Below are 26,567 nucleotides of genomic sequence, written 5' to 3'. Positions count from 1 at the left end.
GCCTCGGCCCGGGCTGTACGGCGGCGGCCGGGCGGCCGTACCCGCCCGGCCGCCGCCCGGGGGCACGGCCCGCAGGGGCGCCGGCGGCCCCGGACCGTGGCCCTCGGCTCACCCCTGGCGCTCACCCACGTCGCACCCTCGGCTCAGGCGCGGGTCAGCCAGAGGTCGGGGCCGAAGACCTCGTAGTGGATGTCGGCGGGGGCGACGCCCTTCTCGATGAGCTGGGCGCGGACCGCGCGCATGAAGGGGAGCGGGCCGCACAGGTACGCGCGCGTGCCCCCGGGGACGGCGACGTCGGTGAGGTCGACGAGGCCGGTACGGGTGCCGGGGGCCGCGTCCTGCTCGTACCAGAAGTGCGCGGAGGCGTCCGGGAGCTTCTCGGCGTAGGCCGTGTGGTCGACGCGGAGGGCGTGGTCCGCGGGGGAGCGGTCGCCGTGGACGACGGTGACGGGGGCGGGGTGGCCGGTTCCGGCGAGCTGCGCCAGCATGGCCACCATCGGGGTCACGCCGATGCCGGCGGAGGCGAGCAGCAGGGGCCGGCCGTCGCGGTCGTCGAGGACGAGGTCGCCGTACGGCGCGGACAGCTCCAGCACGTCGCCCGCCCGCACGCGCGCGTGCAGGTGGTTCGAGACCTCGCCGTCGGGTCCCGTGGCGTCCCCGGGCACCCGCTTGACGCTGATCTGCCGGATCGTCGAGCCGGGCGCCCCGGAGAGGCTGTACTGCCGTATCTGGCGGGCCCCGTCCGCCAGCTCCACGCGCACGGACACGTACTGGCCCGCGCGGAAGTCCGCGACCTGTCCGCCGTCCACCGGGCGCAGCCGGAAGGTGGCCACGTCCGCCGTCTCCGCGACCCGCTCCACGACCTCCCAGCGCCGCCAGCCGGTCTCGGCGGACTCCTCGTACAGCCGCTTCTCGATCGCGGTGAGGGCGTTCGCCATCAGCCAGTAGACCTCGTCCCAGGCGGCCGCGACCTCGGGGGTGACGGCCTCGCCCAGGACCTCGGCGATGGCGGCGAACAGGTGCTCGTGGACGAGCTCGTACTGCTCGGGGGCGATGCCCAGCGAGGCGTGCTTGTGGGCGATGCGGGACAGCATCGCGTCCGGCCGCCGGTCCGGGTGCTCCAGCAGGTGCGTGGCGAACGCGGCGATCGAGCCGGCCAGGGCCTGGCGCTGGGTGCCGGCCGCCTGGTTCCCGCGGTTGAAGAGGTCGCGCAGCAGCTCGGGGCGGGCGGCGAACATCCCGGCGTAGAACCGCTCCGTGATCTCGGCGAGCGACGCGCCGACGGCGGGCAGGGTGGCGCGGACGGTGGCGGCGGCTGACTCGGAAAGCATCGGGGCTCCTCGTGAACTCGGTTCGGCAGCACGCTAGTTAAATTGGTATCTGAGATGCAAATTAAAACGACGTGGCGCTCCTCACGTGCGGGGTGGGGCGGGGCATTACGGATGTCAGTCCGAGCAGGCAAGATGGGCAGCAGAGCCGTCCACCCGCCGTATGCGAGCCATTCAGACCCGCGACGCCCGCGTCGATCAAGGTCTGCAACGCGCGTGAAATGCTGTTGTGGTGTGATGCTCAGGTGCCCGACCGCCTCCTGCGGGACACGGAGACAGGCGGCCTGACCAGCAAGGATGGGGAAGCGGAAGATGGACAAGCAGCAGGAGTTCGTGCTCCGGACCTTGGAGGAGCGCGACATCCGGTTCGTACGCCTGTGGTTCACGGACGTGCTGGGCTTCCTCAAGTCCGTCGCCGTGGCCCCGGCCGAGCTGGAGCAGGCCTTCGACGAGGGCATCGGATTCGACGGCTCCGCGATCGAGGGCTTCGCCCGGGTCTACGAGTCCGACATGATCGCCAAGCCGGACCCCTCGACCTTCCAGATCCTGCCCTGGCGCGCCGAGGCCCCCGGCACCGCCCGCATGTTCTGCGACATCCTGATGCCGGACGGCTCCCCCTCCTTCGCCGACCCGCGCTACGTCCTCAAGCGCGCCCTGACCCGCGGCTCCGACCTGGGCTTCACCTTCTACACCCATCCGGAGATCGAGTTCTTCCTGCTGAAGGACCGGCCGCTGGACGGCTCCGCGCCCACCCCCGCGGACAACTCCGGCTACTTCGACCACACCCCGCAGAACATCGGCATGGACTTCCGCCGCCAGGCGATCACCATGCTGGAGTCGATGGGCATCTCGGTCGAGTTCTCCCACCACGAGGGCGCCCCGGGCCAGCAGGAGATCGACCTGCGCTACGCCGACGCGCTGTCCACGGCGGACAACATCATGACCTTCCGCCTGGTGATGAAGCAGGTGGCGCTGGAGCAGGGCGTCCAGGCGACGTTCATGCCGAAGCCGTTCTCGGAGTACCCGGGCAGCGGCATGCACACCCACCTCTCCCTCTTCGAGGGCGACCGCAACGCCTTCTACGAGTCCGGCTCGGAGTACCAGCTCTCCAAGGTCGGCCGCTCCTTCATCGCGGGCCTGCTCAGGCACGCGGCGGAGACCTCCGCGGTCACCAACCAGTGGGTGAACTCCTACAAGCGCATCTGGGGCGGCTCGGAGCGCACGGCCGGCGCCGGCGGCGAGGCCCCGTCCTACATCTGCTGGGGCCACAACAACCGCAGCGCCCTGGTCCGCGTCCCGATGTACAAGCCCGGCAAGACCGGCTCCGCGCGCGTCGAGGTCCGCTCCATCGACTCCGGCACCAACCCCTACCTCGCCTACGCCGTGCTGCTGGCCGCCGGCCTCAAGGGCATCGAGGAGGGCTACGAACTCCCGCCGGGCGCCGAGGACGACGTCTGGGCCCTCTCGGACGCCGAACGCCGCGCCATGGGCATCGAGCCCCTGCCGCAGAACCTCGGCGAGGCCCTGACCCTGATGGAACGCAGCGACCTGGTCGCCGAAACCCTCGGCGAACACGTCTTCGACTTCTTCCTGCGCAACAAGCAGGCGGAGTGGCACGAGTACCGGTCCGAGGTCACCGCGTTCGAGCTGAAGAAGAACCTGCCGGTGTTGTAGGGGCCGGGTCGAACTCCGGACCCCCCGTCCCAGGCCCCGCAGCCTGCCGCTGCGGGGCCGACTCTGGGTTCAGCGGATCGCGCCAGGAGGAAGGACGGCGTGTACTCCGACGACGCCGTTGACGATCTGCGTGACGCGTAAGTCGACCGCAACACTCGCCAGCATGACGGCGTCCGAGCGCGGCACCTTGTAGTGCCGTTCGATGAGGGCGAACATCGCGTCCAGCGCCGGCCGGGTCGCCGTGTCGAGGTCGTCACCTAGCCCCAGGGTCAGCCAGCCCGCCGGTGTATGGGCCACCGGACCATCGAGCGCCCAGTCGGAGTGCAGGTCCAGCCTCAGGTCCACCTGCCGCATGGGACATTCGATGGCTGTGCCGCTGATTTCGCCGTCTCCCTGAGCGGCATGACCGTCACCGACGGAGAGCAGCGCTCCGTCCACTGGGATGGGAAGGTACAAAGTGCTTCCCGCGACGAGTTCCTTGCAGTCCAGGTTGCCCCCGTGCCACCGCGGCGGAAAGGTGGGGTGCAGGCCGGGCTCCGCCGGAGGCATACCCATGACGCCGAGGAACGGTCGCAGCGCGACGGTGTGCCCGTGCTGGTTGCGGCCTGTCATGCTCGCGGAATCGAGTTCCCAGGCGTGCACCGTACCGGGGGTGGAGAGTCCATAGTGGGCGTTGAGCGCGCTCTGTGGCTCCGCGCAGGTACCCCAGGCGTCGGTGATAACGCTGTCGATCCGTATCTCGAGCACCATTCCCGGCCGTGCGCCACGTACTTCGATCGGGCCGATGAGAGCGTGTCCGAATCCCTCCTGGTACTGGCTGACACGCGGCCGCTCGTCGACGTTTGCACCGATGTACGGGCCGGTGGACCACCAGGCGTCCAGCGTGCGGAGGCGCACGGAGTCGCCGGGATCAATGGTCAGTACCGGGGGGAAATCACGCGAGAAGAAGCCGTGCAGGGTTCGGTCATTCGGCACAAGCGAGTGAGTGGATCCCATTGTCACCTCCGGTGCGTCACGGTAGACGTCCATGGCCGCGCAGAAGTCTGTTCCTCAGCTGGATGGCCGAAAATTGCCGCTTCCATGGAGCCTTCCGGACGTCTTTTCCGAGGCCGCGAACTGAAGTATTGTCCCGGGATGGCTCACCAGTGAACTTTTCTCGTGGCTCGGCAGTGTACCAAGAGTAAGGGAACCCGTTTCCGGCTTGAGAGGAGCCACGCATTCCATGATGCGCGAAGAGTTCACACCCGCGGCGCGTTCCATCTCTTATCTCATGAAGAACAACGAGCATGACATCACCGGTGTCCTCATCGGGCGGCCACATCCGACGGTGCTCGGAGTCATCATTGGTGTCACCCCTGGCGAGACCGACAGCGAGCTGGAGTACGCGAAGGCTGTCCGGGCTCATTCGCTCGGCGTCCAGACGCTCACGGACGTCACAACAAACGGTGACACACGGCTGCGGGAGCGGGTACTGGCTTCGCTTGACATCGTCTTCGGCACGGTTCCCACGTACGAGATCCACCGTCGTATCGAGCGGGATGGCGAGGACGCGCGGTCGGCGGTCATGGGCGTCCTGGAAGGGCAGGCCCGCCAGGGCGTCGACTTCGTGACGATCCACGCCTCAGGAACGCTCGAGATGGCGCAGCGTATACGCGACAGCGGGCGAGTCATCCCGGTGACCAGTCGGGGCGGTGCGATGATGGCCGAGATCTCACTGAGTTCCGGAATGCAGAACCCGTACATGGAACACTTCGACGACGTTCTGGAGGTCTGCCGAGACAGCGGAATGGCGCTGAGCCTCGCCGGCACTTACCGTCCAGGCAGTGTTGCCGACGCGTTGGACGCAGCTCATCTGGAGGAGATCGACCACCAAGCGGAATTGGTGCGTCGAGCCCAGGAACGAGGGGTCAAGGTCTCCGTCGAACTGGTGAATCATGTGCCGTTGCATCTCATCCCGGTGTACTGCGAACTCGGCCGTACGAAACTGCACGGCGCGCCGTTCGGTGCTCTCGGTCCCACTCCCACAGACATCGGCATCGGCTATGACGACGTGGTCGGCGCGATCGGTGCGACAACGGCAGCCCAGCACGACACTTCGTGGATCACCTGCGTCACCGCGGGCGAGCACTGCCACATGCCTACGAAAGGCGACATGACACAGGCGGTCAAATACTTCCAACTCGCCCTGCACGTCGCAGCGCTGGGCCGGCACGGTGACCTTGGTCGTGATGCCAAGCTCTCCGAGGCACGCAACCGCAACGACTGGGCGACCATGGCACACCTCGCGCTCCACCGGGACGACGCAACCGATCTCTTCGGCCGGCTTGGTTACCACGAGGGCCAGGCGTGCAGCATGTGTTCCGGGGCCTGCCCCTTGGTCCGCTCGAGAGTCAGCCTCAATGGCAGGATGGAGTAATGACTGACGGCTGGATCGTCCGGGACGAGAACTACAGCAGCGCATCGGTCTCGGAGATCGGGGGCAAGGCCAGGGGGCTCGGCATGATCCTTGCCCGATCGCTCCCCTGCCCGCCGTCGTTCTGCGTCACCACTTCGGCACTGCGGCACTCCCTCACGTCTGTCGCGCATGCGCGGGCCGAGCGTGAAGACATGCAGGCTCTCATGGGGCGCCTGCCGGTGCCCCCCAGACTGGCGCACGAGATCAAGGCACAGACGAAGGCCCTGCTCGACGGCACCGACGGCCCGTCTTCCCTGGCCGTTCGTTCCTCCTTCGTCAGTGAGGACGCTCCGGGGACGATTTCACCAGGCGTCTACCACAGCGAGATCGTCGACGGCTCCTTTGAGGAAGTACTCGAAGCGGTCAGCCGGGTCTGGGCGTCCGCGTACACACCGGAGGCATGTGGCTACCGCAGACTGCATGGTCTGCCGCTGTTCGAACCGGGTATGGCGGTCATTGTGCAGCGAGCGCCCGTGCCGGCCGCAGGTGGCGTGGTGTACACGATGCTCCCCGATGCGGGCGATGCCTCCGCCCTGTTCATCGAGTTCGCCGAGGGTCCTCCCGCCAATGTGGTCGAGAACCGGGGGGAGGTCAGCGCACGTGTCGTCGACAAACACACGCGGGCAGTGGACGCCATTCCAACAGGACCGTTTCGGGCCGATCATGCCGACGATTTGGTCGCATGGTCTCTTGAGCTGGAACGCGCGTACGACTCCCCTCTGGACATCGAATGGCTGGTAGATGAGGACGACGCGCTCTGGCTGCTGCAAGCACGGCAGTTGACCTATCCGACCACGCCACCAGCCGGTCAGTTCGTCTCCGACGCACGGGGGACGACGCTGCGCAGTCCGAAGCTGGTGCCGTTCCAGCTCGCTGGAGACACCCCGATCAACACCATTTCGGCGGCGTTGATCCTCCCGGAGGCGTTCGCGGCGTTCAAGCGCAACGACAGCCAGGTGCCCCCCGACGTAGCCGCGGCGTGCCAGTCGGTTTTCCTCAGCTACTTGTCCCGCGGTCCAATCTCACTGCGGTCCGTCTACTGGTCGGCCTTGGACAGCGGCGACCTGATGCCGCAGTCGGGCTTGTTGACCACGGCGGAGGCCTGCCTCGCCCACCTCATGGATTTCTGGAGCTTCATCGTCGACAACGGCCGCGACGACTACACGGCCGAGGTCGCACTGCTGGTCTGTAACTGGACCGATCTGAGAGCCTCTGTCATCGCCACCGCACCGGCTGCCGACGACAGCGGCGTGGCCACTGTCGCGGCGCTGTATGGACAACTCGACGGGCTCGAATCGTGCGCGCACGACGTGTACGAGGTCCAACTGGAGACCGGGGCCACGATTCGGAGGATCGTGCCGCAGAAGCCGCGCGCCGTGCGCGTTCCCGGCCGGGCGCCGGAACCGGTGCCGGGCGAGCTGTGGCGGTCGCCGGTACTCGACGGGGACGAGACCGCGGCGGTGGCGCGGAACCTGTCGGCGGTCCGTGACTCGTTCGGCCCCGCAAGAGTCGAGCTTCTGATCCTGAAAGGAAGCGGACCTGTCGACGACCGCGTTGTGACCTGGCAGGTCTCACCACTCACTCCCACGGAAGCGCGACTACGCTACTTCAAGGTGACCCCGGCCACGCGGACCGAGACGGGCGCCGTGGTGACGGGCGCACTGACCCCGGTCCGCACCCCGCACGACATTCAAACGCTGCGCAGCCGCCCCGACGGCCGACTGGCCTACATCGATTTCAGCCACTCGGCCTTCCGGGACGCGGCCCTGGCCAACGCCATGGCACTGGACCTCAAGTGCGCCGATTGCCCGATCCTTCTGCGGGGGAGCCTGCTGTCACACTTCGCGGCGCTGCTTCGGGACCACAGACTGACCGTCTATCCGATTATCGAATCATTGAGCGAGATTGTTGCCGGTTCCCTCGTGAGGGTTGATCCATTGGTCTGAGCCGCATCAATTCCGAAGAGCGCGCACCAGTCGAAAACCCAAAGCAGGATATCGGAGTTCGGGATCGTCCCAGCCGCGGAAGCTGGACCGGGCGAACGAGCGAGCGACGAGCCACGAGCCGCCGCGGACCACTCGGGCGTCCTGCGACGAGTAGTCGACTCCTTGAACCGTCGTATCGGACAAGCGGTTCAGGCACCACTCCCAGACATTGCCGTGCAGATCGTGGACGCCCTCCGGGGTCGCGCTCGCCGGGTAGAGCCCGACGGCCACCGTGCGTCCCACTCCCGACTCCAGAGTGTTCGCTTGATCATCCGCCCAGCGTTCTCCCCATGAGTACCGTCGGCCGTCGCCCGGGCCAGACACGGCCAGCTGCCATTCCCAGTCGGCCGGCAGACGGACCTCGATCCCCGATTTCACGCTCAACCACCGGCAGAATGCGACGGCATCATACCAAGAGACGTTCTCGGCCGGGTGGTTGGACATCCGTCGGAACTGGTGTCCTGGAGCGTCTGGACGGCTTGCCAGGTCGACGAACCAGGTGGGATCACAAAAGCCATCCGTGGCTTCGAGGAAAGTCAGGTACTGGCTGTAGGTGACCGGATAGGCGGCGATCTCGAATCCGGGCATTTCGATCTCCCCGGCATCGCTCAGCCGTACCCGTCCCCCTGGAATAGCGCGCCACAGGATGTCCGGTACGCCATGGCGGTCCGCGCCGAGACCGGGGCGGGGATCGCCGATCTCGGCAAGACGGTCACCGATGCTGGCGCGCCGCTGGTGCGGGCAGATCTGTCCGGCCACTTCGGAGAGGATACGTGCCGCCTCGGGGACGATGAACGCCTCGATGGAGGGATCCAGTTCAGGGTCCAGGTTGCACAGCATCGCCTCCGCCATGATCAGACGCTCATGTGGCCACAGGAATGAGTCCGGTCGACCGGCGCGTTCCCAGTCGGCAGCCGCACGCCGCAGCTGCCGCAGCAAGGTCATGTCATCCTGGGTCTGTTGGATCCATTCCGCGAGTCGGGGCCAGGAACTGAACAGGGCTTCGTGAGCCACCTCGACCGTCGGCTCCCGATGCTCGTCGTCGCTGATGACCACCAGGCGGGCCTGAGTCAGCAGGTTGACGAGTTGCCTTGCGGCCGGATCCTGCCCCAGGCTGCTCAGGCGGGCTCGACGCCGGACCGGGGCCCCAGATTCCGCGACATCCGTGAGTTTACGGAACAGCGCGGGTAACTGCTCGCGGTCCGCGGCGGTGAGGTGCTCGAAGATCTCCTCGGCACGACTGGCGATGGCGCCCCGGATGCCTCCGATTCGCTCGTACTCGCTGATCAGTAGCTCGCCTTGGTCGCCGGCCCGCGAACGGAGCAGGTTGAGGGTGAAAGCCATGAGGGCAAGGCCCCCGGGTTCGGCGCCCGCGTCCTCGAGGATCCGCTCCGAAAGGCTGTCCTGGAACCGTAGACCAGCGATCTCCGCCGGCTTCGTGATCATTCGGTACAAGGCACCCAGACTGGCCGTGCTGAGCGGGAACGATCCATTGCGCAGTTGGGCGGCAAGTCCCGGGTACTGCAGGCAACTGGCGTAGAAGTCGGCGCGCAGTGTGACCATCACGACGACACGCTCGGATCGGAGCGCCTTCCCGAGCATGGCCACGAACCGGGCCCGTTGCACTTCCTCGATTGCCGAGACGAAGAGTTCTTCGAACTGGTCGATAATCAGCAGGACCTTGCCCCATGGAGGCGAATTCTCCAGCACAGCGCCGACGTACTGCTTGAAGCTCTCCAGGTCACGCTCGATCCTCTCGGCGATGTCCGGAGGGCCGCCTCGTACTGTCGGCGCACTGTTGGCGAAAGCGGCAGCCACTGCGAGGAATGGGTTGCCTTCAAATTCACCCGGTGTCATCCGCAGGATTTTCCAACTGTCGGAACCGGGAATGGCTCCGGCGCGCAGGTTTGGGATCACCCCGGCGTTGACCAGCGAGGATTTTCCCACGCCGGATGCTCCAATGACGGCGAGGAAGTGATATTCAGGATGGCCCAGACGCTGGATCAGCTCACTGGTCTCCCGTTCACGACCGAAGAAGATCAGCGACTCTTCCTCGTTGAATGGGCGCAGACCAGGGAAGGGCGTAGAGGGAAACTCGCGGCCGGCCCTGGGACCCGTATTCAACGTTTCCTCCTCATCCAGGAGATCCTTTATTACAGTGCGCAGATGACTCTCGACGAGTGATCCGAAATTAGATGCGTCATTGTACTTATTTATCCCGACCGAATCGAGTCTGGATAAATCTGCCACGTGTGTCAAGAAGTCTTCCACCAGGCCCAACTGCTCTTTCTTCGCGGCCAGGTCGGGGTCCCTGAGTGAGACCGGTATGTCCGACGTCCTGTGGTAAAGCAGCACCTTCGGCCGCCGGGTTGCCGCTTCGGAGGTTATCGCGTCATGGAATTCCCACTCTGTTCCGGAACGAAAGGGGTGGCCGTCGGGGCGCGTGTACCCCGGCCCTAGTGGTGTGCCGAGCCGGCCCCATAGGACAACGACCACGACATCACATTCTCGAGGGCGTGGCAGCCCACGGTTTATCGCCTCTTGCGGTGCATAAGATGCCAGCAGTGGAACTTCCGAGCGTGGGCGGTCCCAGGAAATATCCTCGAGGGTCACGCGGTTGCGCAGGAAAGGATCGTAGCGCAGATCCTCCAGAATCCTTCTCACTATCGCACGTTCTTCACTCACATCTGCCGGTGAGGAGATGAACACCTGTATGTGTCTCATGTGGTCACGGCTCCTAGGGTGGGTGGTCAAGCGCCGCTCATGTCATCGAAATGTCCTCACGACGTTGTCGCACCACGTCTCGGCCGGCATGGCGAAGGGAATGATAGGAACTGTGGTGTTGTCCCGGCGATTGGCGTACCAGGACTGGGCGACCGTTTCGTTGCCGATGCCGGTAAGTCGCGCCGGATACTGGTTCAATCCGCCAAGGACGATCAGGTGATCGAATGAGTCGATCCCGTCGGCCATGGTCAGTTCAATGTTGGAGAAACTGTTGCACCAGATTATGGTGAAAAGCGACCGGGAGGCGCCTTCACGTAAGAGGCGCATGAACTTGGATGCGTTCGGGTTGAGGCCGGGCTCTGCGTAGGAGCCTTGCGAGCGCACGCCGTGCGCCGCCTGTAATCCGCACAGGAAGAGGAATTTGGCAGGTAGTTGGGAATCTGCCCCCACATCACGGTGCGTGAGCTCATATTCGAAATCCGTGAGTGTGGTCATTGCTGTGTCGGTAGCACGCTCCGATTTCACGGGCAGGGGCAGGGACATTGCTGCGTCAGTGAAGACGCGAGACTCGTCGGTGCCCAGGAAGTCCATGATGCTGAAGGGCGGTGACGTGTAGATCTCGCGCCTGCCGGGGGTAGTGATGATCTGATTGGCGAGATCGAGCAGCATGGCGGTGAAGATGCCGAGGGCTGCCGTACGGGACGGGCCGACGATCATCACATTAGCCTCGATCTTTCGTGACGGTCCGTCGGTTTCTTCGGCGGGCCGTTTCGGTTGTTCGAGCTGGTGGTGGTCAGGCTGATGGCCCGACTGTCGCGTCGGGTGGGCGCCGGGTTCCACGGCTCCGGTCGGGGTGCTGCTGCTCGCAGGGACGGGAACGTGCTGGTCAGCCAGGGTTCGGGAGAGCGTCAAGTCGTGCCAGGGCGTCGGTGATCACGTCGGTCCAAGGCCAATGGCGTGTGAACCTCAGGTACCGGCGGCGGGCGGTGGTGACGATCTGGGCGGCGGCGGAGAAGAGACGGATCCGGAGACGCCGGGGCTCCCACCTGCGGATTTCGCCAGTCAGAGCGAGCATGGGCATCCATGCGAGGAGATCGAGGGCGATCTGGACGATCTCCAGCCAGATCTGGTTCTGCGCGGTGTCGTGCAGGGGCAGGTTACGCAGGCCGGTGGCGCGGGCTGCCCGGATGCGGTCCTCGGCGCGTGCCCGCTGGCGGTGCCGCAGTTCGAGTGCGGCGATCGGGGCGTCCGCCGTGTTGGTGGCGAAGCAGGTGAGCCGCAGGCCGTCGGCGTCGGTGATCCGCAACTGGGCGCCGGGGTGCGGCCGTTCCTTGCGGACGATCAACCGCATCCCCTTCGGCCAGCCGTTCAGCACGTCACCGGCGATCTCGGCGACCCAGGCGCCGTCACGGATGTCGCCGCCGGTCTCGACGGCCGGCGTCCAGGCGGAGGGAGGAACCTTCAGGACGGCCTGGTGGATGGCGTCGGTGATGGTCATGCCGACCGAGTACGACAGCCACCTGCCGCGCTGGGCGAGCCAGGCGACGAACTCGTGGGTGCCGCCTCCGGAATCGGCGCGAATCAGAGTCCGTCGGCCTCGCCGGTAGGTCTTCGGCAGCTGGGCCAGAGCCAGTTGGGTGGTGGCGATGTGGTCGGCGGCGGTGTTGCTGCCTGCGTTTCCGGGCCGCAGCACAGCAGCCACCGGCTCTCCGGACCCACCTGTGCCGTGGTCGACGAACCCCATCAGCGGGTGGTGCCCGAAGGTCTTCTTCCAGGTGGCGGCCGCGTCCTGCTTGTCGGAGTGGGAGATCACCAGGACTCCGTCCAGGTCCACGGTCACCTGCCCGTCGGCGTCCGGCGCCGCGTCGCCGGCCAGTTGCCAGACGTGTTCGCGGACGTGAGCGCGGGCCTGGCGGATCGCGGTCAGAGCGCGGTTCCCGCTGGCGGCGAGGGTGTCGATGAGCCGGGAGACCGTCGGATCTGAGGCCACCGGCCCGAACACGCCGGGCTCGGCCCGCAACATGGCGACATCGGCGAGGCAGTCGCCGCCGACCGCGACCGCGAGCGCGAGATCCAGCACCGTCTTGCCGGGATCGTGCACCGCGCGGGACTTCCGCCACGGCGCCAGTGCCGTCGATATCGCCTGATCCAGACCGGACTTGCGGACCGTCTCCACCAGCAGTACGGCTCCGGCCTGCGAGACCACCCCGCGACCGCCGCCCTCAGCGCGGACACGCGGGTACGACCCGATACGCTTCTTCACCTGGAAAGTGCCTCCGACAGGGGCGGGAACAAGGGCCTAGACAATCCTCATTCTCGCTGGTCAGAGGCACTTTCTGCTGTCTTGATCACCAGCTGGACAGCCCACTTCGTGAAAGCGCGAGGTTAGCGCGTTTCGTTTTCTCGAACGTGAGTCGCACGGTACTCCAGTCGCACTTCGTGATCTGACTGGTCGTTGGGGTGCGGGGTTCAGTCGAGGTCGGTGAGGCGTCGCTTGTAGTGGTGCCAGCGGGCGCGTGCTTGGTGGCGTCGTCGCCAGGTGGACCACTGCAGGTGGAAGGTCATGCGGCGGGTGGTGAGGGCGGCGGGCAGGTCCCGCAGCAGGTTGGTGAACAGCTGGAACAGGCGTCGGGCCTCGGTGACGGTCAGGGCGATCTGCCCGAAGTCCGCGGGTGCTTCGTCGGTGGGGCTGGTCGGCAGGACCGGGGCGGGATGTTCTCGCTGCTCCAGGCTGGCGATCACGGAGAGCAGGGCCAGGGCGGCCATCGCGAGGACGACGTGGCGTCGCCAGGAGCGGTAGCGGCGGGCCTGGGTGTGGTCCAGTCCGACGGCGTCCTTTCCGTTGGCGAAGTCCTCCTCGACGGTCCATCTGATCCCGGCGATCGCCACGAGGTCGGTCAGCGCCATCGAGCGGCCTTCGGGTGCGTAGGCGTAGAAGTAGGCCAGATCGGTGGGGTCGGCGATGCTGCGGCGGACCAGCAGGTGGTGGCGCGGGTCGGCGGTGGCGACCAGGGCCCAGTCGTAGACGCGCGGTCCCTTGGCGCCCTGCCCGCACGAGAGCCGGTTCCAGGCTCGCTTGGGGACCTTCTTCGCCGCCAGGACGTCCACGCGCATCGGCCCGGCGCTGGTCGGCACGGCGAAGTTGACGCCGACGGCGAAGACGTAGCCGATGCCGTTCTCCTCGAAGAAGCCGCGCAGTTTCGCGCTGCGGCCATAGACCTCGTCGCCCGCCGCCCAGTCCACCGGGACGCCGGCCGTGAGGGCCAGTCGGGCCTGGTCCAAGGCGATGGTGGTCTTGGTGCGGAAGGTGAAGTCCGAGCCCAGTCCGGCTCGTTCGCACCGGTCGGGGTCCTGGGCCCAGTGGTTTTGGACGTAGAGGTCGCCGTCGATCAGGCAGTGGCCGAGCGGGCTGGCGTAGGTGCAGTACACCGCGACGACGGCATTGCTGACCTGTCCGGTGGTGCCGGTGTACTGGCGGCCGACCCCGGCGGTGGCCTCGCCCTTCTTCTCCTGGCCGGTCTCGTCGAAGACCAGTACTGCGCCGGGCGCGGCCAGGTGCCGTACGGCGAAGCGGCGCACCACGCCCAGGGCGGCGTCCTCGTCCCAGGCCGCCTGGGAGAGCAGGCGTTGCAGTCCGAAGGCCCGGTCTTGTCCGGCGTGTTCAGCCATGGTCCAGCAGTTCTTGCGCGGCAGGTCGGCCAGCAGGCCGCGCAGGTAGTCGAGGGCGTGCGCCCGGGGCTCCCGGCGGGTGAAGAGCGGGGCGAGACCGGCCGCGAGCTCGTCGAACTTCTCCTGGAACAGCAAGGGATCTATGCTGGCGGCAGAGGCCGCCTGATCTTCATGATGCGTCACAACACCATGATCAACAGGTGGCCTCGCCCATGCTCCGGAGCCCCCATGGCACCTGCCGCCCCGTCAGATCACGAAGTGCGACTGGAGTAACGGGCTCATCGGATAACTCCGAAAATCCGATGCATGCTGACAATGGCGCTCGCGGCGAGTAGGTCAGGAAGAGACTCGATGGCTCACACTCGAGGTGTCGGATATGCACGAGCGGCTCCTTCGTGACGCCGGCGGTCCTGGTGTCCGACCTTGTACCGTTTTACCCCGGGCGAGCGATCGCTGCACTCGAACGGCAGCAGATGACCACTTCATCCCAACCCCCCTGCGATGCTTGGCAGTCGGAGACGCGGCAGGCGTGTTGGGCCAGTCTACTGGCGGCTCCTCAGCGGTGTGCTTCAGCGCGCCCGGCGTGCGCCCCGCTTCTCCGCTCCTGTGGGGTGTCGGGGACCGACTAGGTCAGGCAGGATGACCTCATGGACGGCACGCGTGAGGGTGAGGGGCTCCATAATGGCAGTGCGTCGCGCCAGAAGATCAGTTTCCTCAACCGCTTCTTCCGGAGCGTGCCGCCGCCGTCGCTGGACATGGTGAACCGGAACCTCTGGGTCGCGTCGTCGGAGTGGTCGGATCAGAAGGCCGCCTACCAGGTGGCTGTACTCGAGCAGTACAAATTATATGCAGAAATGGCGGATCGGGTCAGTGCTCGTCGCGCTCAGGCCAACACGCTTTTCCTGACCCTCAACACCTCCATCTTCACCGCCTTTGGGATATTTTGGCAGAGTCCGCCTTCGATCCATCGTGGCCTGCTGCTCGTGCCATGGCTTGTTCTGGTTGCCCAATGCATGGGATGGTTCTGGTTGCTGCGCTCTTATCGGCAGCTGAACACTGCTAAATATGTGGTGTTGGGGGCGATCGAACAGCGGCTCCCCGCTTCTCCTTATTGGAGTGCGGAGTGGGTGGCCCTCGGTGAGGGCAGGGATCCGGCTCGATACGTTCCCATGAGTTACCTGGAACAGTGGATCCCGTTGTTCTTTGCTTGTGCCTACACCGTTGGGTTTCTGTTGCTGTCGCTCAGTTGAGGGGGGTGGATCAATGACCGTCGCAAGAGTGGCGCTGGTGACGGGAGGGTCTCGTGGGATCGGTCGGGCCGTGGTTGAGAGGCTGGCCGATGCGGGATATTCCGTTGTCATCAACTACCTGAACTCGGGAGAAGCGGCCACTGATCTGATCAAGTACCTCCCCGCGAATGTCCGCGCCCTGCCGGTCCAGGCGGATGTCTCCGATCATGGATCCGTTGTCGCCATGAGAGAGAAGGTTGCGCGGGAATTCGGACGTCTCGACCTGCTGGTGAACAATGCTGGGCAAACGTTGGCGGGTGACTGGTGCACTCTCGAGCCGACAGCTTGGGAGCGAGTACTGCAGGTCAATCTCACCGGTGTGTTCAACTGCATTCAAATTTTCGCGCCGTTACTTTCGGATTCCGACCAAGGGCGCATTGTCAATATCAGTTCGGTCTACGCTGGTATCGGAACTGGTTTTGTTGCGGGATACGCTGCAGCCAAGGCGGCTGTCCCATCGCTGACGCGAGTATTCGCCAAGGAACTCGCTCCTCGCGTTCTGGTCAACGCCGTCGCCCCTGGCGACATCGACACCGAGATGACCATGGCCGCCGGCCCGGAGTTCATTTCGTCCACTGTTGAGAAAACTCCGATTGGCCGACTGGGCAAGCCGGCCGAAATCGCCGCGGTTGTGGCGTTCCTCGCGTCTCGGGATGCGGCATTCATCACTGGGCAGACGATCGTGGTGGATGGTGGCCGGACACTCGGTGACTGATGTACGGACAGGTGGCGGCGGGACTGCGCGGTCTCAGCCCACGTAGGCCGGGGATACCGCTGCTGTGCTGATCAGGCGCGCGCCGAGAATCACCGCCCGGTAGGTGTCCGAGGCCGCGTCGTGCACCGTTGCGAAATGACCATGCGGCCCCGTCGCGTGAGGGTCACCAGTCCTGGTGTGACCTTCGGCCCGCCCGCCTGGACCCGGTCACGGCGGTCCGCGCGTGCCGAGGCGTGCAGTCGGATGCCGCACCGACCCCCGCGAGCGCCACGAGGGCCGAGGGCAGCCCCTTGAAGCGGTTCCGTACCGACATGCCCTTGCCGCCGGGCACCGTAGGACAACCTCAGGATGCCCAGATGCCGATGATGTCCTTGGCGGAGGCCGCGTTGCCCGCGTGCGCGGTCAGGCCCTGGGAGTCCTCCAGGGTGCGCAGGAGGTCGTAGTGGTCGTACGTCGTGGAGCTGGACGAGCCGGCCGTCACCGGCTGTCCGTACAGGACCGTCGGGATGCGGTTGCCGGAGAGGCGGTTGTCCTCGTCGAAGGTGACGACGAGGAGGCTGTTGTGGGTCCTGGCCCAGGTGGCGTAGGCACCGAGGTTGTTCTTCAGCCAGGTGTCGCCGGTCGACACCGAGCAGTCGTGCATGTCGCTGCACAGGTTCGGGATGACGAAGGAGACGTCGGGGAGGGCCGAGTAGTCGGCCGGGAACTGGGCGAAGGTCTTCGCGCTCGACGTCGGCACGTTGCTGAAGCCGAACCACGGGTTGTGCTTCTGCGCGTACCTGCCGCTGCCGCACGTCGTGGAGCCCTGGCCGGGCAGCGACTCGTTGTAGCTGGCCCAGGTCTTCCCGGCGGCGATCAGCTCGGAGGCGAGGTTGGCGGCCGAGGAGAAGCCCGGGGTGACGCAGCTGTCGTCGGTGACGCCCTGGGTGGAGCCGGAGAACAGCGCGTAGTAGTTGGGCTGGCTCGGGTGGGTCTCGGCGTGTGCCTGGCTGAGGTTGGCTCCGCCGATCCTGAGCGAGTTGATGTACGGGGCGCTGGAGGAGCCGATCACCTGGTTGTAGGCGTGGTTCTCGAAGACCACGACGACCACGTGGTCGGGGGACGGCACGCCGGAGGCGGCCGACGAGGAGCCGCCGAGGCCGGTCCACAGGCCGACGGCCGCCGCCGTGAAGGCGAGCGCGGACGCGATCGCCGTGCGGCCGCGGCGGCGTGGGCAACCGGCGGAACGTGCGGAACCGGCGGAACGTGCGGTGCTGGCGGAACGTGCGGTGCTGCCGGACACATCGACCTCCGGAAGGGGAAGGACGGGGGTGGCGGTGCGGACAGGACATGCACACGCCAAGATTCCCGGTCTCCGCGTCACCCAACCCGCGTCACCCGACCCGCCCGGTGAAGAGCGGGTGAACTGCTCCCCCCGCGGTGACTCGTTCCGCCGCGTCGGTCACTGGTCGCGTTACTGGTCGCGTCACTGACCGCACCACTGACGCGTCCCGCACGTGAATCGCGCGAATCGCCGCCGCGCGCCGCTGAACGGCTCCCCTTCCAGCGAAGCCGGGAACCGGCCGGGTCGCCACCGGGAACGGCGATCCGCCCGCCGAAACCGCACTCCCGCCCCGGCGCTCGTGTCAGTGTCTCCGGTTAGGCTCGGGCCAGTACGACCTTGATCCGACGGGAGGACCGGGGATGACTGTGCCGGGGCGCAGGAGCAGTACCTTCACACGGCTGCTGCGGCACGGCTTCACCGATCCGTCGGCCGCCGAGCGGCTGCTGGACAGCGACGAGCTGATGCCCGTGCGCAACGACCCGGTGCTGCTGGAGGCGCTGGGCGCGACCGCCGATCCCGACCTGGCGCTGCTCGGTCTGGTACGGCTGCTGGAGGCCCAGCCCGGCCCCACCGCACACCGCGAGCTGCTGGACACGCTGATAGCGGCCAAGCCGCTGCGCGACCGGCTGCTCGGTGTGCTCGGCGCCTCCACCGCGCTCGGCGACCACCTGGCCCGGCACCCGCGCGACTGGCAGGCGCTGGTCACCTACGAGCCGCGGGACCTGCACCCGGGGGTGGAGGAGTTCGAGCGCGGCCTGGCCGAGGCCGGCGACCCGGTCTCCCTGCGCGTCGCCTACCGCCGGTGCCTGCTGTCCATCGCCGCCCGCGACGTGTGCGGCACCACCGACGTCGCCGAGACCGCCGCCGAGCTCGCCGACCTCGCCACCGCCACCCTGCGCGCCGCCCTCGCCCTCGCCCGCGCCGCCGCGCCCGAGGACGCCGCGCTGTGCCGGCTCGCGGTCGTCGCGATGGGCAAGTGCGGCGGCCATGAACTCAACTACGTCTCCGACGTCGACGTGATCTTCGTGGGCGAGGCGGCCGCGGGGGCACCCCCGGGCCTCTCGGGCACGGGGGGAGGCGCCGACGAGGACAAGGCCCTGCGGGCCGCCACCAGGCTCGCCTCGCACATGATGCGGATCTGCTCGGAGACGACCGTGGAGGGCTCCATCTGGCCCGTCGACGCCAATCTGCGGCCCGAGGGCAGGAACGGCCCGCTGGTGCGCACGCTCTCCAGCCACCTCGCCTACTACCAGCGCTGGGCCAAGACCTGGGAGTTCCAGGCCCTGCTCAAGGCCCGTCCGGTGGCCGGCGACATCGAGCTCGGCGAGGAGTACGTCGCCGCACTGGAACCCCTCGTCTGGAAGGCCGCCGAGCGCGAGAACTTCGTCGCGGACGTGCAGCAGATGCGCCGCCGCGTCGTCGCGAACATCCCCGCCGCCGAGGTCGACCGCGAGCTGAAGCTCGGCCCCGGCGGCCTCAGGGACGTCGAGTTCGCCGTACAGCTGCTGCAGTTGGTGCACGGCCGGGCGGACGCGGCCCTGCGCAGCGGCACCACGCTGGACGCGCTGCGGGCGCTGGCGGCGGGCGGCTACGTGGGCCGCGCCGACGCCGTGCAGCTCGACGAGGCCTACCGCTTCCTGCGCTCCATGGAGCACCGCATCCAGCTCTACCGGCTGCGCCGCACCCATCTCGTCCCCGAGGACGAGGCCGACCAGCGCCGCATCGGCCGCTCCCTGGGCCTGCGCGTGGAGCCGGTCGCCGAGCTGAACCGCGAGTGGCGGCGGCACGCCGCCGTCGTGCGCCGGCTGCACGAGAAGCTCTTCTACCGCCCGCTGCTCGACGCGGTCGCCCAACTGGCGCCCGGCGAGGCCCGGTTGAGTCCGGAGGCGGCCCGGGAGCGGCTGGTCGCGCTCGGGTACCACGACCCGGCGGCGGCCCTGCGCCACCTGGAGGCGCTGGCCTCCGGCGTCACCCGCAAGGCGGCCATCCAGCGCACCCTGCTGCCCGTCCTGCTGGGCTGGTTCGCGGACTCCGCCGACCCGGACGCGGGCCTGCTCAACTTCCGCAAGGTGTCGGACGCGCTGGGCAAGACCCCCTGGTACCTGCGGCTGCTCAGGGACGAGGGCGCCGCCGCCGAGAATCTCGCGCGCGTCCTGTCCGCCGGCCGTCTCGCCCCCGACCTGCTGATGCGCGCCCCGGAGGCGGTGGCCCTGCTCGGCGAGGGGGACGGCGGCGGGCTCACGCCGCGCGGGCGGGACCACCTGGAGCAGGAGATCCTCGCCGCGGTGCGCCGCGCCGAGAACGCACAGCAGGCGGTCACCGTCGCCCGCGGCGTACGGCGCCGGGAGCTGTTCCGCACGGCCGCCGCCGACATCGTCGGCTCCTACGGCACCGAGACCCAGCCCGCCGAGGCCGACGAGGGCGCCCTGGTGGACCGGGTCGGCGCCGCCATCTCCGACCTGACGGCGGCGACGCTGGCGGGCACGCTGCGCGCCGTGGTGCGCGAGGGCTGGGGCGACACCCTGCCGACCCGGTTCGCGATCATCGGCATGGGCCGCTTCGGCGGGCACGAACTGGGCTACGGCTCCGACGCCGACGTGCTCTTCGTGCACGAGCCGCCCGAGGGTGCCGACGAGCGGGAGGCCGCCGACGCCGCGAACCGGGTCGTCTCCGAGATGCGCCGCCTGCTGCAGCTCCCGAGCGCGGACCCGCCCCTGCTCATCGACGCCGATCTGCGCCCCGAGGGCAAGTCCGGGCCGCTCGTGCGCACCCTCAAGTCCTACCAGGCCTACTACCGCCGCTGGTCCCTGGTCTGGGAGTCGCAGGCGCTGCTGCGCGCCGAACCCGTCGCCGGGGACGAGGAGCTCGGCCGGCGCTTCGTCGAGCTGATCGACCCCTTGCGCTACCCGGCGCGGGGGCTCGGCGAGGACGCCGTACGGGAGATCCGGCGGCTGAAGGCGCGCATGGAGTCCGAGCGGATGCCGCGCGGAGCCGACCCCAAGCTGCACACCAAGCTCGGGCCCGGGGGCCTGTCCGACGTGGAGTGGACCGTGCAGCTGCTGCAGCTGCGGCACGGCTGGTCCGAGCCGGGTCTGCGTACGACCCGCACCCGGGATGCCCTCGCGGCGGCCCGCGCGGCCGGACTGATCTCCGCCGACGACGCCTCGACCCTGGACGAGGCCTGGGTGCTGGCCACCCGCGTGCGCAACGCCGTGATGCTGGTCCGGGGCCGCGCCGGGGACACCTTCCCCTCGGACGGGCGGGAGCTGGCGGCGGTGGGGCGCTACCTGGGATACGGCGACGGGCACGTCGGCGACATGCTGGACGGCTACCGGCGCTCGGCGAGGCGGGCCCGGGCCGTGGTGGAGGAGCTGTTCTACGGGGCGTAGGCGGCCGCCGCCGCCCGCCGTCCACCGCGGCCCGCCGCGCCGCCACCGCCCGCCGCCGCCCGTCGTCCACCGCGGCCCGCCGCGCCGCCACCGCCCGCCGCCGCCCGCCGCCGCCCGCCGTCCACCACCGCCCGCCGCGCCGCCGCGCCGCGAGCAGGGCGTGCGGGCGCTCGGCGGCCCAATCCTGGCCCGATCCCGGCCTAATCCGGCGCCCGGGAAGGGGAAGGCGGCAGTTTCGGCAGGGCGTACGGCAGGGCCCCGTACCAGATCCAGGCGACCGCGAACCCGAGGGCGAGGCAGAGGACGCCGCCCACCGCGTCCAGCCAGAAGTGGTTCGCCGTGGCGACGATGACGACCAGGGTCGCCACCGGGTAGAGCAGCCCCAGCACCCGCACCCACGGCACCGTGGCCAGCGCGAAGATCGTCAGGCCGCACCACAGGGACCAGCCGATGTGCATGGACGGCATCGCGGCGTACTGGTTCGACACGTGCTTCAGATCGCCCGACGCCATCGAGCCCCAGGTCCGGTGGACCATGACCGTGTCGACGAAGTGGCCGCCGCGCATGAGCCGCGGGGGCGCGAGCGGATACAGGTAGTAACCGAGCAGCGCCGCACCGGTGGTCACGAACAGCACCAGCCGCGTCGCCGCGTAGCGCCCCGGATGACTGCGGAACAGCCACACCAGCACGCCCAGCGTGATCACGAAGTGCAGCGTCGCGTAGTAGTAGTTCATGCCGACGATGAGCCAGGACACCGAGTTCACCGCGTGGTTGACCGACTTCTCGACGGCGAGGCCGAGTTGGTGCTCGGTCCGCCAGATCCAGTCGGCGTTGCGCAGGGCCTCGCGGCGCTGCTCCGGGACCGCGTTGCGGATGAGTGAGTACGTCCAGTAACTCACCGCGATCAGAACGATCTCGAACCACAGGCGGGGAGCGTGCGGGGTGCGCAGCCGGCGCAGGTACCGCAGATCCCTTGCGGCCGTGCTCGAGCCGGGAACGGCCGCCTGATCACGGTCTTCCAGACTGGTCACGGTCGGGTCACCCATGGGTCCAGAGTCTGCCAGAAACACCTTCCCCGACCGATCATCCTCCGGTCGGGTTCGGCCCGCATGTTCTACAACGCCGGGACGCCCGCGCCTACTCCCGGCGTACCGCGGAACGCCGTGGGACCTCCCCCTCAGGGACGATTCCGGTCCCCGGGCGCCGAAGCGGTCGAACCACGCACCACCAGCTCCGGCATGAACACGAACTCGCTGTGCGGCGCGGGCGTACCGCCGATCTCCTCCAGCAGCGTCCGCACCGCCGCCTGCCCCATCGCCGGGACCGGCTTGCGGATCGTGGTCAGCGGCGGGTCGGTGAAGGCGATCAGCGGGGAGTCGTCGAAGCCCACCACCGAGATGTCGCGCGGGACCTCCAGGCCGTGCTGCCGTGCCGCCCGTATCGCGCCGAGCGCCATCATGTCGCTCGCGCACACCACCGCCGTGCAGTCGCGGCCGATCAGCGCGGTGGCGGCGGCCTGGCCGCCCTCCAGGGTGTAGAGCGAGTGCTGGACCAGCTCCGTCTCGATCACCTGCGGGCTCAGACCCAGTTGGTCCTGCATCGCGCGTACGAAGCCCTCGATCTTGCGCTGCACCGGCACGAACCGCTTCGGGCCGAGCGCCAGCCCGATCCGCGTGTGCCCGAGCGAGGCCAGGTGCGTCACCGCCAGCGTCATCGCCGCGCGGTCGTCGGGGGAGATGAAGGGCGCCTGCACCTTCGGCGAGAAACCGTCCACCAGCACGTAGGGCACGCCCTGGGCGCGCAGCCGCTCGTAGCGCTCCATGTCGGCGTTGGTGTCGGCGTGCAGTCCGGAGACGTAGATGATGCCGGCCACGCCGCGGTCGACGAGCATCTCCGTCAGCTCGTCCTCGGTGGAGCCGCCGGGGGTCTGGGTGGCGAGGACCGGTGTGTAGCCCTGCCGGGTCAGGGCCTGGCCGATCACCTGGGCCAGCGCCGGGAATATCGGGTTCTCCAGCTCCGGGGTGATCAGACCCACCAGCCCCTCGCTGCGCTGCCGCAGACGCACCGGGCGCTCGTAGCCCAGGACGTCGAGCGCGGCCAGCACGGACTGGCGGGTGGTGGCGGCGACGCCCGGCTTGCCGTTGAGGACGCGGCTGACGGTCGCCTCGCTCACCCCCGCCTGAGCAGCGATGTCGGCAAGCCGTGTGGTCACGCCACCGGACTGTACCGGCCGTATCGTCATCGCGGTCCCTCTGTTCTGGTCGGTGCGCCTTGTCCCGCAAGGGGATGATTCCCGTGCCGGAGCCGGATGGCAAGAGCTTGCAGAGTCTTGCACAACCTGGGCCGCCCCCGCTCAAGCCCGTAGAACAAGGGTCTCGCAGCGGTCGACAGGTGGTCACGGCGACGTAACTTCCGTCGTCTCTTTCACTTTTTTGCTGCAAGGTCTTTCGCAACGGTTGCATCGCTGTTACGTTCCCACTCGCCCGGCGGCCTCCCCCGCTCTCGACCTCGCTCGAGCGGGGGACGCCCATCGGCACAGCGGCATCACGGGAGCGGCGGACGGGGCCGCTTCCCGCACCACACGGGCATTCACCCTCAAGGAGAACTCATGCGGCGTGGCATAGCGGCCACCGCGCTGGTGGCGTCCCTCGCCCTCGCGGCGACGGCCTGCGGCGGAAGTGACAGCGGCAGCGACAAGAGCAGCGGCCCGGTCACCATCACCTGGTGGGACACCTCCAACGCCACCAATGAGGCGCCGACGTACAAGGCCCTGGTCAAGGAGTTCGAGGCCGCCAACAAGGGCATCAAGGTCAACTACGTCAACGTGCCCTTCGACCAGGCGCAGAACAAGTTCGACACCGCCGCCGGCTCCAAGGGCGCCCCGGACGTGCTGCGTTCGGAGGTCGGCTGGACGCCCGCCTTCGCCAAGAAGGGCTACTTCCTGCCGCTGGACGGCACCGAGGCCCTCAAGGACCAGGGCAAGTTCCAGCCCAACCTGATCCAGCAGGCCCAGTACGAGGGCAAGACCTACGGCGTCCCGCTGGTCACCGACACCCTCGCCCTGGTCTACAACAAGGCCCTGTTCAAGAAGGCCGGCATCACCGAGGCCCCCAAGACCTGGGACGAGCTGAAGGCCGACGCCGCCAAGGTCGACGCCAAGGAGAACGTGTACGGCTACTGGGGCTCCACCCAGGCCTACTACGCCCAGTGCTTCCTCTACGGCGAGGGCACCGACACCGTCGACGCCTCCGCCAAGAAGATCACGGTGAACTCGCCCGCGGCCAAGAAGGCCTACGGCACCTGGCTGAGCATGTTCAAGGGGCAGGGCCTGCACAAGGCCGACACCACCGCCGACGCCTACGCCCACATCCAGGACGCGTTCGTCAACGGCAAGGTCGCCTCGATCATCCAGGGCCCCTGGGAGATCACGAACTTCTACAAGGGCTCGGCCTTCAAGGACAAGTCCAACCTCGGCATCGCCACCGTCCCGGCCGGCTCCAGCGGCAAGGCGGGCGCCCCGACCGGCGGCCACAACCTGTCCGTCTACGCGGGCTCGGACTCCGCGCACCAGAAGGCCGCACTGAAGTTCGTCAACTTCATGACCTCCGCCACGTCGCAGACGGAGATCGCCCTGAAGAACTCCACGCTGCCCACGCGTGAGGACGCCTACACCGCCGAGGTCAAGGCCGACCCGGGCATCGCCGGCTTCCAGACGGTGCTGCCCGCCGCCCAGCCGCGGCCCGCGCTGCCGGAGTACAGCTCGCTGTGGGGCCCGCTGGACACCGAGCTGCCGAAGATCGCCGGCGGCAAGGAGCCGCTGGACAAGGGCCTGAGCAACGCTGAACTCGCCATCGCCAAGCTGGTGCCCGACTTCAGCAAGTGAGCCCCGGGTGGCCGTCGGATCCGCCCAGGGGGACGGACCGACGGCCACCGGCCTGCGCCCAGCCGCTTCTTCGAGCCGTAGAACTTCCAGAAGGTGCCGAACATGACAGTCGCCATCGACCGCGCGACCGGCAGGGTCCGCGGTGGCCGCGGGCCACGCCCCGGGCTGGGCCAACGCCTCAAGCACGGCTACCACAAGCACTGGTACGCCTACGCGATGATCGCCCCGGTGGTCGTCGTGCTCGGTGTCCTGGTGCTGTACCCGCTGGTGTACGGCCTGTACCTGACCCTCACGGACGCCAACAGCCTCAACACCGCGCGCACGATCGGCGTCAACCACATCGACGCCACCTACAAGTTCATCGGGCTCGACAACTACAAGGACATCCTGTTCGGCCCGACCTCCTACGACCGCTTCTGGTCGCACTTCGTCTGGACGATCGTGTGGACCGCGCTCTGCGTCGCCCTGCACTACACGATCGGCCTGGCCCTCGCGCTGCTGCTCAACCAGAAGCTGCGCGGGCGCACCGTGTACCGGCTGATCCTCATCCTCCCGTGGGCGGTACCGACCTTCGTCACCGTCTTCGGCTGGCGCTTCATGCTCGCCGACGGCGGCATCGTCAACCTGGCCCTGGACGCCCTGCACCTGCCCACGCCGGACTGGCTGGAGTCCACCTTCTGGCAGCGGTTCGCCGCCATCATGGTCAACACCTGGTGCGGGGTGCCGTTCATGATGGTCTCGCTCCTCGGCGGCCTGCAGTCCATCGACGGATCCCTGTACGAGGCCGCCGAGATGGACGGCGCGAGCCCCTGGCAGCGCTTCCGCTACGTGACCCTGCCGGGTCTGCGGTCGGTCAGCTCCACCGTCGTCCTGCTCGGCATCATCTGGACCTTCAACCAGTTCGCCGTGATCTTCCTGCTGTTCGGCAACACCGCCCCCGACGCCCAGATCCTGGTGACCTGGGCCTACTACCTCGGCTTCGGACAGCAACCGCGCGACTTCGCACAGTCCGCCGCCTACGGCATCCTGCTGCTGGCCATCCTGATCGTCTTCACCTCCTTCTACCGCCGCTGGCTGAACCGCAATGAGCAGCAGCTCGCGATCTGAGGCAGGAGCTCCCATGAGTACGACCACCGTCGAGACCTCCGCCGAGGTGCCCCCGCACGACGCCGCGCAGGCCGGCCCGGGCAAGGTGCGCCGCCGGGGCGAGCGCAGCCGTCCGGCGTCCCTCGCCTCGCACGCCGTCCTGACCGTCGCGAGCCTGATCGCCTTCTTCCCCGTGGCCTGGCTGATCTACCTCTCCCTCGGCCCGGACAAGGACGACTACCTGCACCCGGGCGGCATCTGGGGCAAGGCGAGTCTCACCAACTACTCGTTCGTGCTCGAGCACACACAGTTCTTCGACTGGCTGAAGAGCTCGCTGATCGTCTCGCTCGGCACCACGCTCATCGGCGTGACGATCGCCGCCACCACCGGCTACGCGGTCTCCCGCATGCGCTTCCCGGGCTACCGGAAGTTCATGTGGGTGCTCCTGGTCACCCAGATGTTCCCGGTGGCCGTGCTGATGGTGCCGATGTACCAGATCCTGTCGGACCTGCAGCTCATCGACAGCTACCTCGGACTCGTCCTCGTCTACTGCTCGACCGCCGTGCCCTACTGCGCCTGGCTGCTGAAGGGCTACTTCGACACCATCCCGTTCGAGATCGACGAGGCCGGCCGGGTCGACGGGCTGAGCCCCTTCGGCACCTTCGCCCGGCTGATCCTGCCGCTCGCCAAGCCGGGCCTCGCGGTCGCCGCCTTCTACAGCTTCCTCACGGCCTTCGGCGAGGTGGCGTTCGCGTCGACGTTCATGCTGTCCGACACCAAGTACACCTTCGCCGTCGGCCTGCAGACCTTCGTCAGCGAACACGACGCCCAGCGCAACCTGATGGCGGCCACCGCCGTGCTGATCGCGATACCCGTCTCCGCGTTCTTCTACCTCGTGCAGAAGAACCTGGTGACCGGCCTGACCGCCGGCGGCACGAAGGGCTGACCCCCAGGACCGGGACGGTCGCGGTGCCCATCCGACCCCGCAGTCACCGCGACCGTCCCGCCCCACCGGGGTATGCACACCCCACCCCCTGACCCTTCCC

At 68.0% G+C, this 26,567-nt stretch carries 18 protein-coding genes; 9 read left to right on the top strand and 9 right to left on the bottom strand.

Features of this window, described 5'->3' with window-relative positions; genetic code table 11:
• Positions 1-143: 143 nt before the first annotated feature.
• Positions 144-1,331 (bottom strand): globin domain-containing protein, encoded by a 1,188-nt coding sequence (locus ACJ9NR_RS11820; protein WP_412487492.1) that lies wholly within the window; start codon positions 1,329-1,331, stop codon positions 144-146.
• A 309-nt stretch (positions 1,332-1,640) separates the two neighbouring features.
• Here ACJ9NR_RS11820 and glnA point away from each other — a divergent pair, with 309 nt between their 5' ends.
• The gene (gene glnA / locus ACJ9NR_RS11815) at positions 1,641-3,002 is read left to right on the top strand and encodes a type I glutamate--ammonia ligase (protein ID WP_412487491.1); all 1,362 of its coding nucleotides are present in this window, start codon (positions 1,641-1,643) and stop codon (positions 3,000-3,002) included.
• A 69-nt stretch (positions 3,003-3,071) separates the two neighbouring features.
• Here glnA and ACJ9NR_RS11810 read toward each other — a convergent pair whose 3' ends face one another.
• Positions 3,072-4,031 (bottom strand): acetamidase/formamidase family protein, encoded by a 960-nt coding sequence (locus ACJ9NR_RS11810; protein ID WP_412487490.1) that lies wholly within the window; start codon positions 4,029-4,031, stop codon positions 3,072-3,074.
• A 193-nt stretch (positions 4,032-4,224) separates the two neighbouring features.
• Between ACJ9NR_RS11810 and ACJ9NR_RS11805 the strand changes: the two genes are divergently transcribed.
• Both ACJ9NR_RS11805 and ACJ9NR_RS11800 read left to right on the top strand, forming a co-directional pair.
• Positions 4,225-5,418, top strand: coding sequence for a phosphomethylpyrimidine synthase ThiC (locus ACJ9NR_RS11805; RefSeq protein ID WP_412487489.1), 1,194 nt, complete (start codon positions 4,225-4,227; stop codon positions 5,416-5,418).
• Positions 5,418-7,403, top strand: a complete 1,986-nt coding sequence (locus ACJ9NR_RS11800; protein ID WP_412487488.1) for a PEP/pyruvate-binding domain-containing protein — start codon at positions 5,418-5,420, stop codon at positions 7,401-7,403. The genes ACJ9NR_RS11805 and ACJ9NR_RS11800 overlap by 1 nt, the downstream gene beginning before the upstream one ends.
• Before the next feature lie 6 nt (positions 7,404-7,409).
• On the opposite strand, the gene ACJ9NR_RS11795 is transcribed toward ACJ9NR_RS11800, so the two are convergent.
• From ACJ9NR_RS11795 to ACJ9NR_RS11780, 4 genes are all read right to left on the bottom strand, one after another.
• Positions 7,410-10,166: an nSTAND1 domain-containing NTPase gene (locus ACJ9NR_RS11795; RefSeq protein WP_412487487.1), complete on the bottom strand. Its 2,757-nt coding sequence runs from the start codon at positions 10,164-10,166 to the stop codon at positions 7,410-7,412.
• Between the two features lie 42 nt (positions 10,167-10,208).
• Positions 10,209-11,006 (bottom strand): hypothetical protein, encoded by a 798-nt coding sequence (locus tag ACJ9NR_RS11790; protein ID WP_412487486.1) that lies wholly within the window; start codon positions 11,004-11,006, stop codon positions 10,209-10,211.
• 46 nt (positions 11,007-11,052) lie between these two features.
• Complete coding sequence (locus ACJ9NR_RS11785) at positions 11,053-12,429, bottom strand: IS1380 family transposase (protein ID WP_412487485.1); 1,377 nt, start codon at positions 12,427-12,429, stop codon at positions 11,053-11,055.
• Between the two features lie 206 nt (positions 12,430-12,635).
• Positions 12,636-13,970: an IS701 family transposase gene (locus ACJ9NR_RS11780; protein ID WP_412487484.1), complete on the bottom strand. Its 1,335-nt coding sequence runs from the start codon at positions 13,968-13,970 to the stop codon at positions 12,636-12,638.
• A 512-nt stretch (positions 13,971-14,482) separates the two neighbouring features.
• Between ACJ9NR_RS11780 and ACJ9NR_RS11775 the strand changes: the two genes are divergently transcribed.
• Both ACJ9NR_RS11775 and ACJ9NR_RS11770 read left to right on the top strand, forming a co-directional pair.
• Positions 14,483-15,085, top strand: coding sequence for a RipA family octameric membrane protein (locus ACJ9NR_RS11775; protein ID WP_412487483.1), 603 nt, complete (start codon positions 14,483-14,485; stop codon positions 15,083-15,085).
• 13 nt (positions 15,086-15,098) lie between these two features.
• Entirely contained in the window at positions 15,099-15,839 is a 741-nt protein-coding gene (locus ACJ9NR_RS11770) for an SDR family NAD(P)-dependent oxidoreductase (protein WP_412487482.1), read from the top strand.
• Between the two features lie 343 nt (positions 15,840-16,182).
• Here ACJ9NR_RS11770 and ACJ9NR_RS11765 read toward each other — a convergent pair whose 3' ends face one another.
• Positions 16,183-17,028 carry an alkaline phosphatase family protein gene (locus tag ACJ9NR_RS11765; protein ID WP_412488808.1) on the bottom strand — a complete coding sequence of 282 codons (846 nt, stop codon included), beginning with the start codon at positions 17,026-17,028 and terminating at the stop codon, positions 16,183-16,185.
• 494 nt (positions 17,029-17,522) lie between these two features.
• Here ACJ9NR_RS11765 and ACJ9NR_RS11760 point away from each other — a divergent pair, with 494 nt between their 5' ends.
• A complete protein-coding gene (locus tag ACJ9NR_RS11760; RefSeq protein WP_412487481.1) occupies positions 17,523-20,552 on the top strand; it encodes a bifunctional [glutamine synthetase] adenylyltransferase/[glutamine synthetase]-adenylyl-L-tyrosine phosphorylase in 3,030 nt (1,009 codons plus the stop codon).
• A 200-nt stretch (positions 20,553-20,752) separates the two neighbouring features.
• Here ACJ9NR_RS11760 and ACJ9NR_RS11755 read toward each other — a convergent pair whose 3' ends face one another.
• Together ACJ9NR_RS11755 and ACJ9NR_RS11750 are read right to left on the bottom strand one after the other, a co-directional pair.
• Positions 20,753-21,598, bottom strand: a complete 846-nt coding sequence (locus tag ACJ9NR_RS11755; protein ID WP_412487480.1) for a phosphatase PAP2 family protein — start codon at positions 21,596-21,598, stop codon at positions 20,753-20,755.
• Between the two features lie 131 nt (positions 21,599-21,729).
• Complete coding sequence (locus ACJ9NR_RS11750) at positions 21,730-22,764, bottom strand: LacI family DNA-binding transcriptional regulator (protein ID WP_412487479.1); 1,035 nt, start codon at positions 22,762-22,764, stop codon at positions 21,730-21,732.
• 396 nt (positions 22,765-23,160) lie between these two features.
• Here ACJ9NR_RS11750 and ACJ9NR_RS11745 point away from each other — a divergent pair, with 396 nt between their 5' ends.
• From ACJ9NR_RS11745 to ACJ9NR_RS11735, 3 genes are all read left to right on the top strand, one after another.
• Positions 23,161-24,435 (top strand): extracellular solute-binding protein, encoded by a 1,275-nt coding sequence (locus tag ACJ9NR_RS11745; RefSeq protein ID WP_412487478.1) that lies wholly within the window; start codon positions 23,161-23,163, stop codon positions 24,433-24,435.
• 102 nt (positions 24,436-24,537) lie between these two features.
• Positions 24,538-25,542: a carbohydrate ABC transporter permease gene (locus ACJ9NR_RS11740; protein WP_412487477.1), complete on the top strand. Its 1,005-nt coding sequence runs from the start codon at positions 24,538-24,540 to the stop codon at positions 25,540-25,542.
• Between the two features lie 13 nt (positions 25,543-25,555).
• Positions 25,556-26,467, top strand: a complete 912-nt coding sequence (locus ACJ9NR_RS11735; protein WP_412487476.1) for a sugar ABC transporter permease — start codon at positions 25,556-25,558, stop codon at positions 26,465-26,467.
• The last annotated feature ends 100 nt before the right edge of the window (positions 26,468-26,567 follow it).

It is taken from the genome of Streptomyces sediminimaris (assembly GCF_047049295.1).
GTDB classification, from domain to species: domain Bacteria; phylum Actinomycetota; class Actinomycetes; order Streptomycetales; family Streptomycetaceae; genus Streptomyces; species Streptomyces sediminimaris.
Note: the sequence above shows the minus strand (reverse complement) of the source record. Positions and strands in the feature narration are given on the sequence as shown.

Excerpts from the sequence above, each read along its gene's own strand:
- glnA (WP_412487491.1), top strand. The coding sequence starts at position 1,641 with ATGGACAAGCAGCAGGAGTTCGTGCTCCGGACCTTGGAGGAGCGCGAC.
- ACJ9NR_RS11795 (WP_412487487.1), bottom strand. The coding sequence starts at position 10,166 with ATGAGACACATACAGGTGTTCATCTCCTCACCGGCAGATGTGAGTGAA.
- ACJ9NR_RS11735 (WP_412487476.1), top strand. The coding sequence starts at position 25,556 with ATGAGTACGACCACCGTCGAGACCTCCGCCGAGGTGCCCCCGCACGAC.
- ACJ9NR_RS11770 (WP_412487482.1), top strand. The coding sequence starts at position 15,099 with ATGACCGTCGCAAGAGTGGCGCTGGTGACGGGAGGGTCTCGTGGGATC.
- ACJ9NR_RS11820 (WP_412487492.1), bottom strand. The coding sequence starts at position 1,331 with ATGCTTTCCGAGTCAGCCGCCGCCACCGTCCGCGCCACCCTGCCCGCC.
- ACJ9NR_RS11800 (WP_412487488.1), top strand. The coding sequence starts at position 5,418 with ATGACTGACGGCTGGATCGTCCGGGACGAGAACTACAGCAGCGCATCG.
- ACJ9NR_RS11760 (WP_412487481.1), top strand. The coding sequence starts at position 17,523 with ATGACTGTGCCGGGGCGCAGGAGCAGTACCTTCACACGGCTGCTGCGG.
- ACJ9NR_RS11775 (WP_412487483.1), top strand. The coding sequence starts at position 14,483 with ATGGACGGCACGCGTGAGGGTGAGGGGCTCCATAATGGCAGTGCGTCG.
- ACJ9NR_RS11755 (WP_412487480.1), bottom strand. The coding sequence starts at position 21,598 with ATGGGTGACCCGACCGTGACCAGTCTGGAAGACCGTGATCAGGCGGCC.
- ACJ9NR_RS11810 (WP_412487490.1), bottom strand. The coding sequence starts at position 4,031 with ATGGACGTCTACCGTGACGCACCGGAGGTGACAATGGGATCCACTCAC.
- ACJ9NR_RS11745 (WP_412487478.1), top strand. The coding sequence starts at position 23,161 with ATGCGGCGTGGCATAGCGGCCACCGCGCTGGTGGCGTCCCTCGCCCTC.
- ACJ9NR_RS11740 (WP_412487477.1), top strand. The coding sequence starts at position 24,538 with ATGACAGTCGCCATCGACCGCGCGACCGGCAGGGTCCGCGGTGGCCGC.
- ACJ9NR_RS11805 (WP_412487489.1), top strand. The coding sequence starts at position 4,225 with ATGATGCGCGAAGAGTTCACACCCGCGGCGCGTTCCATCTCTTATCTC.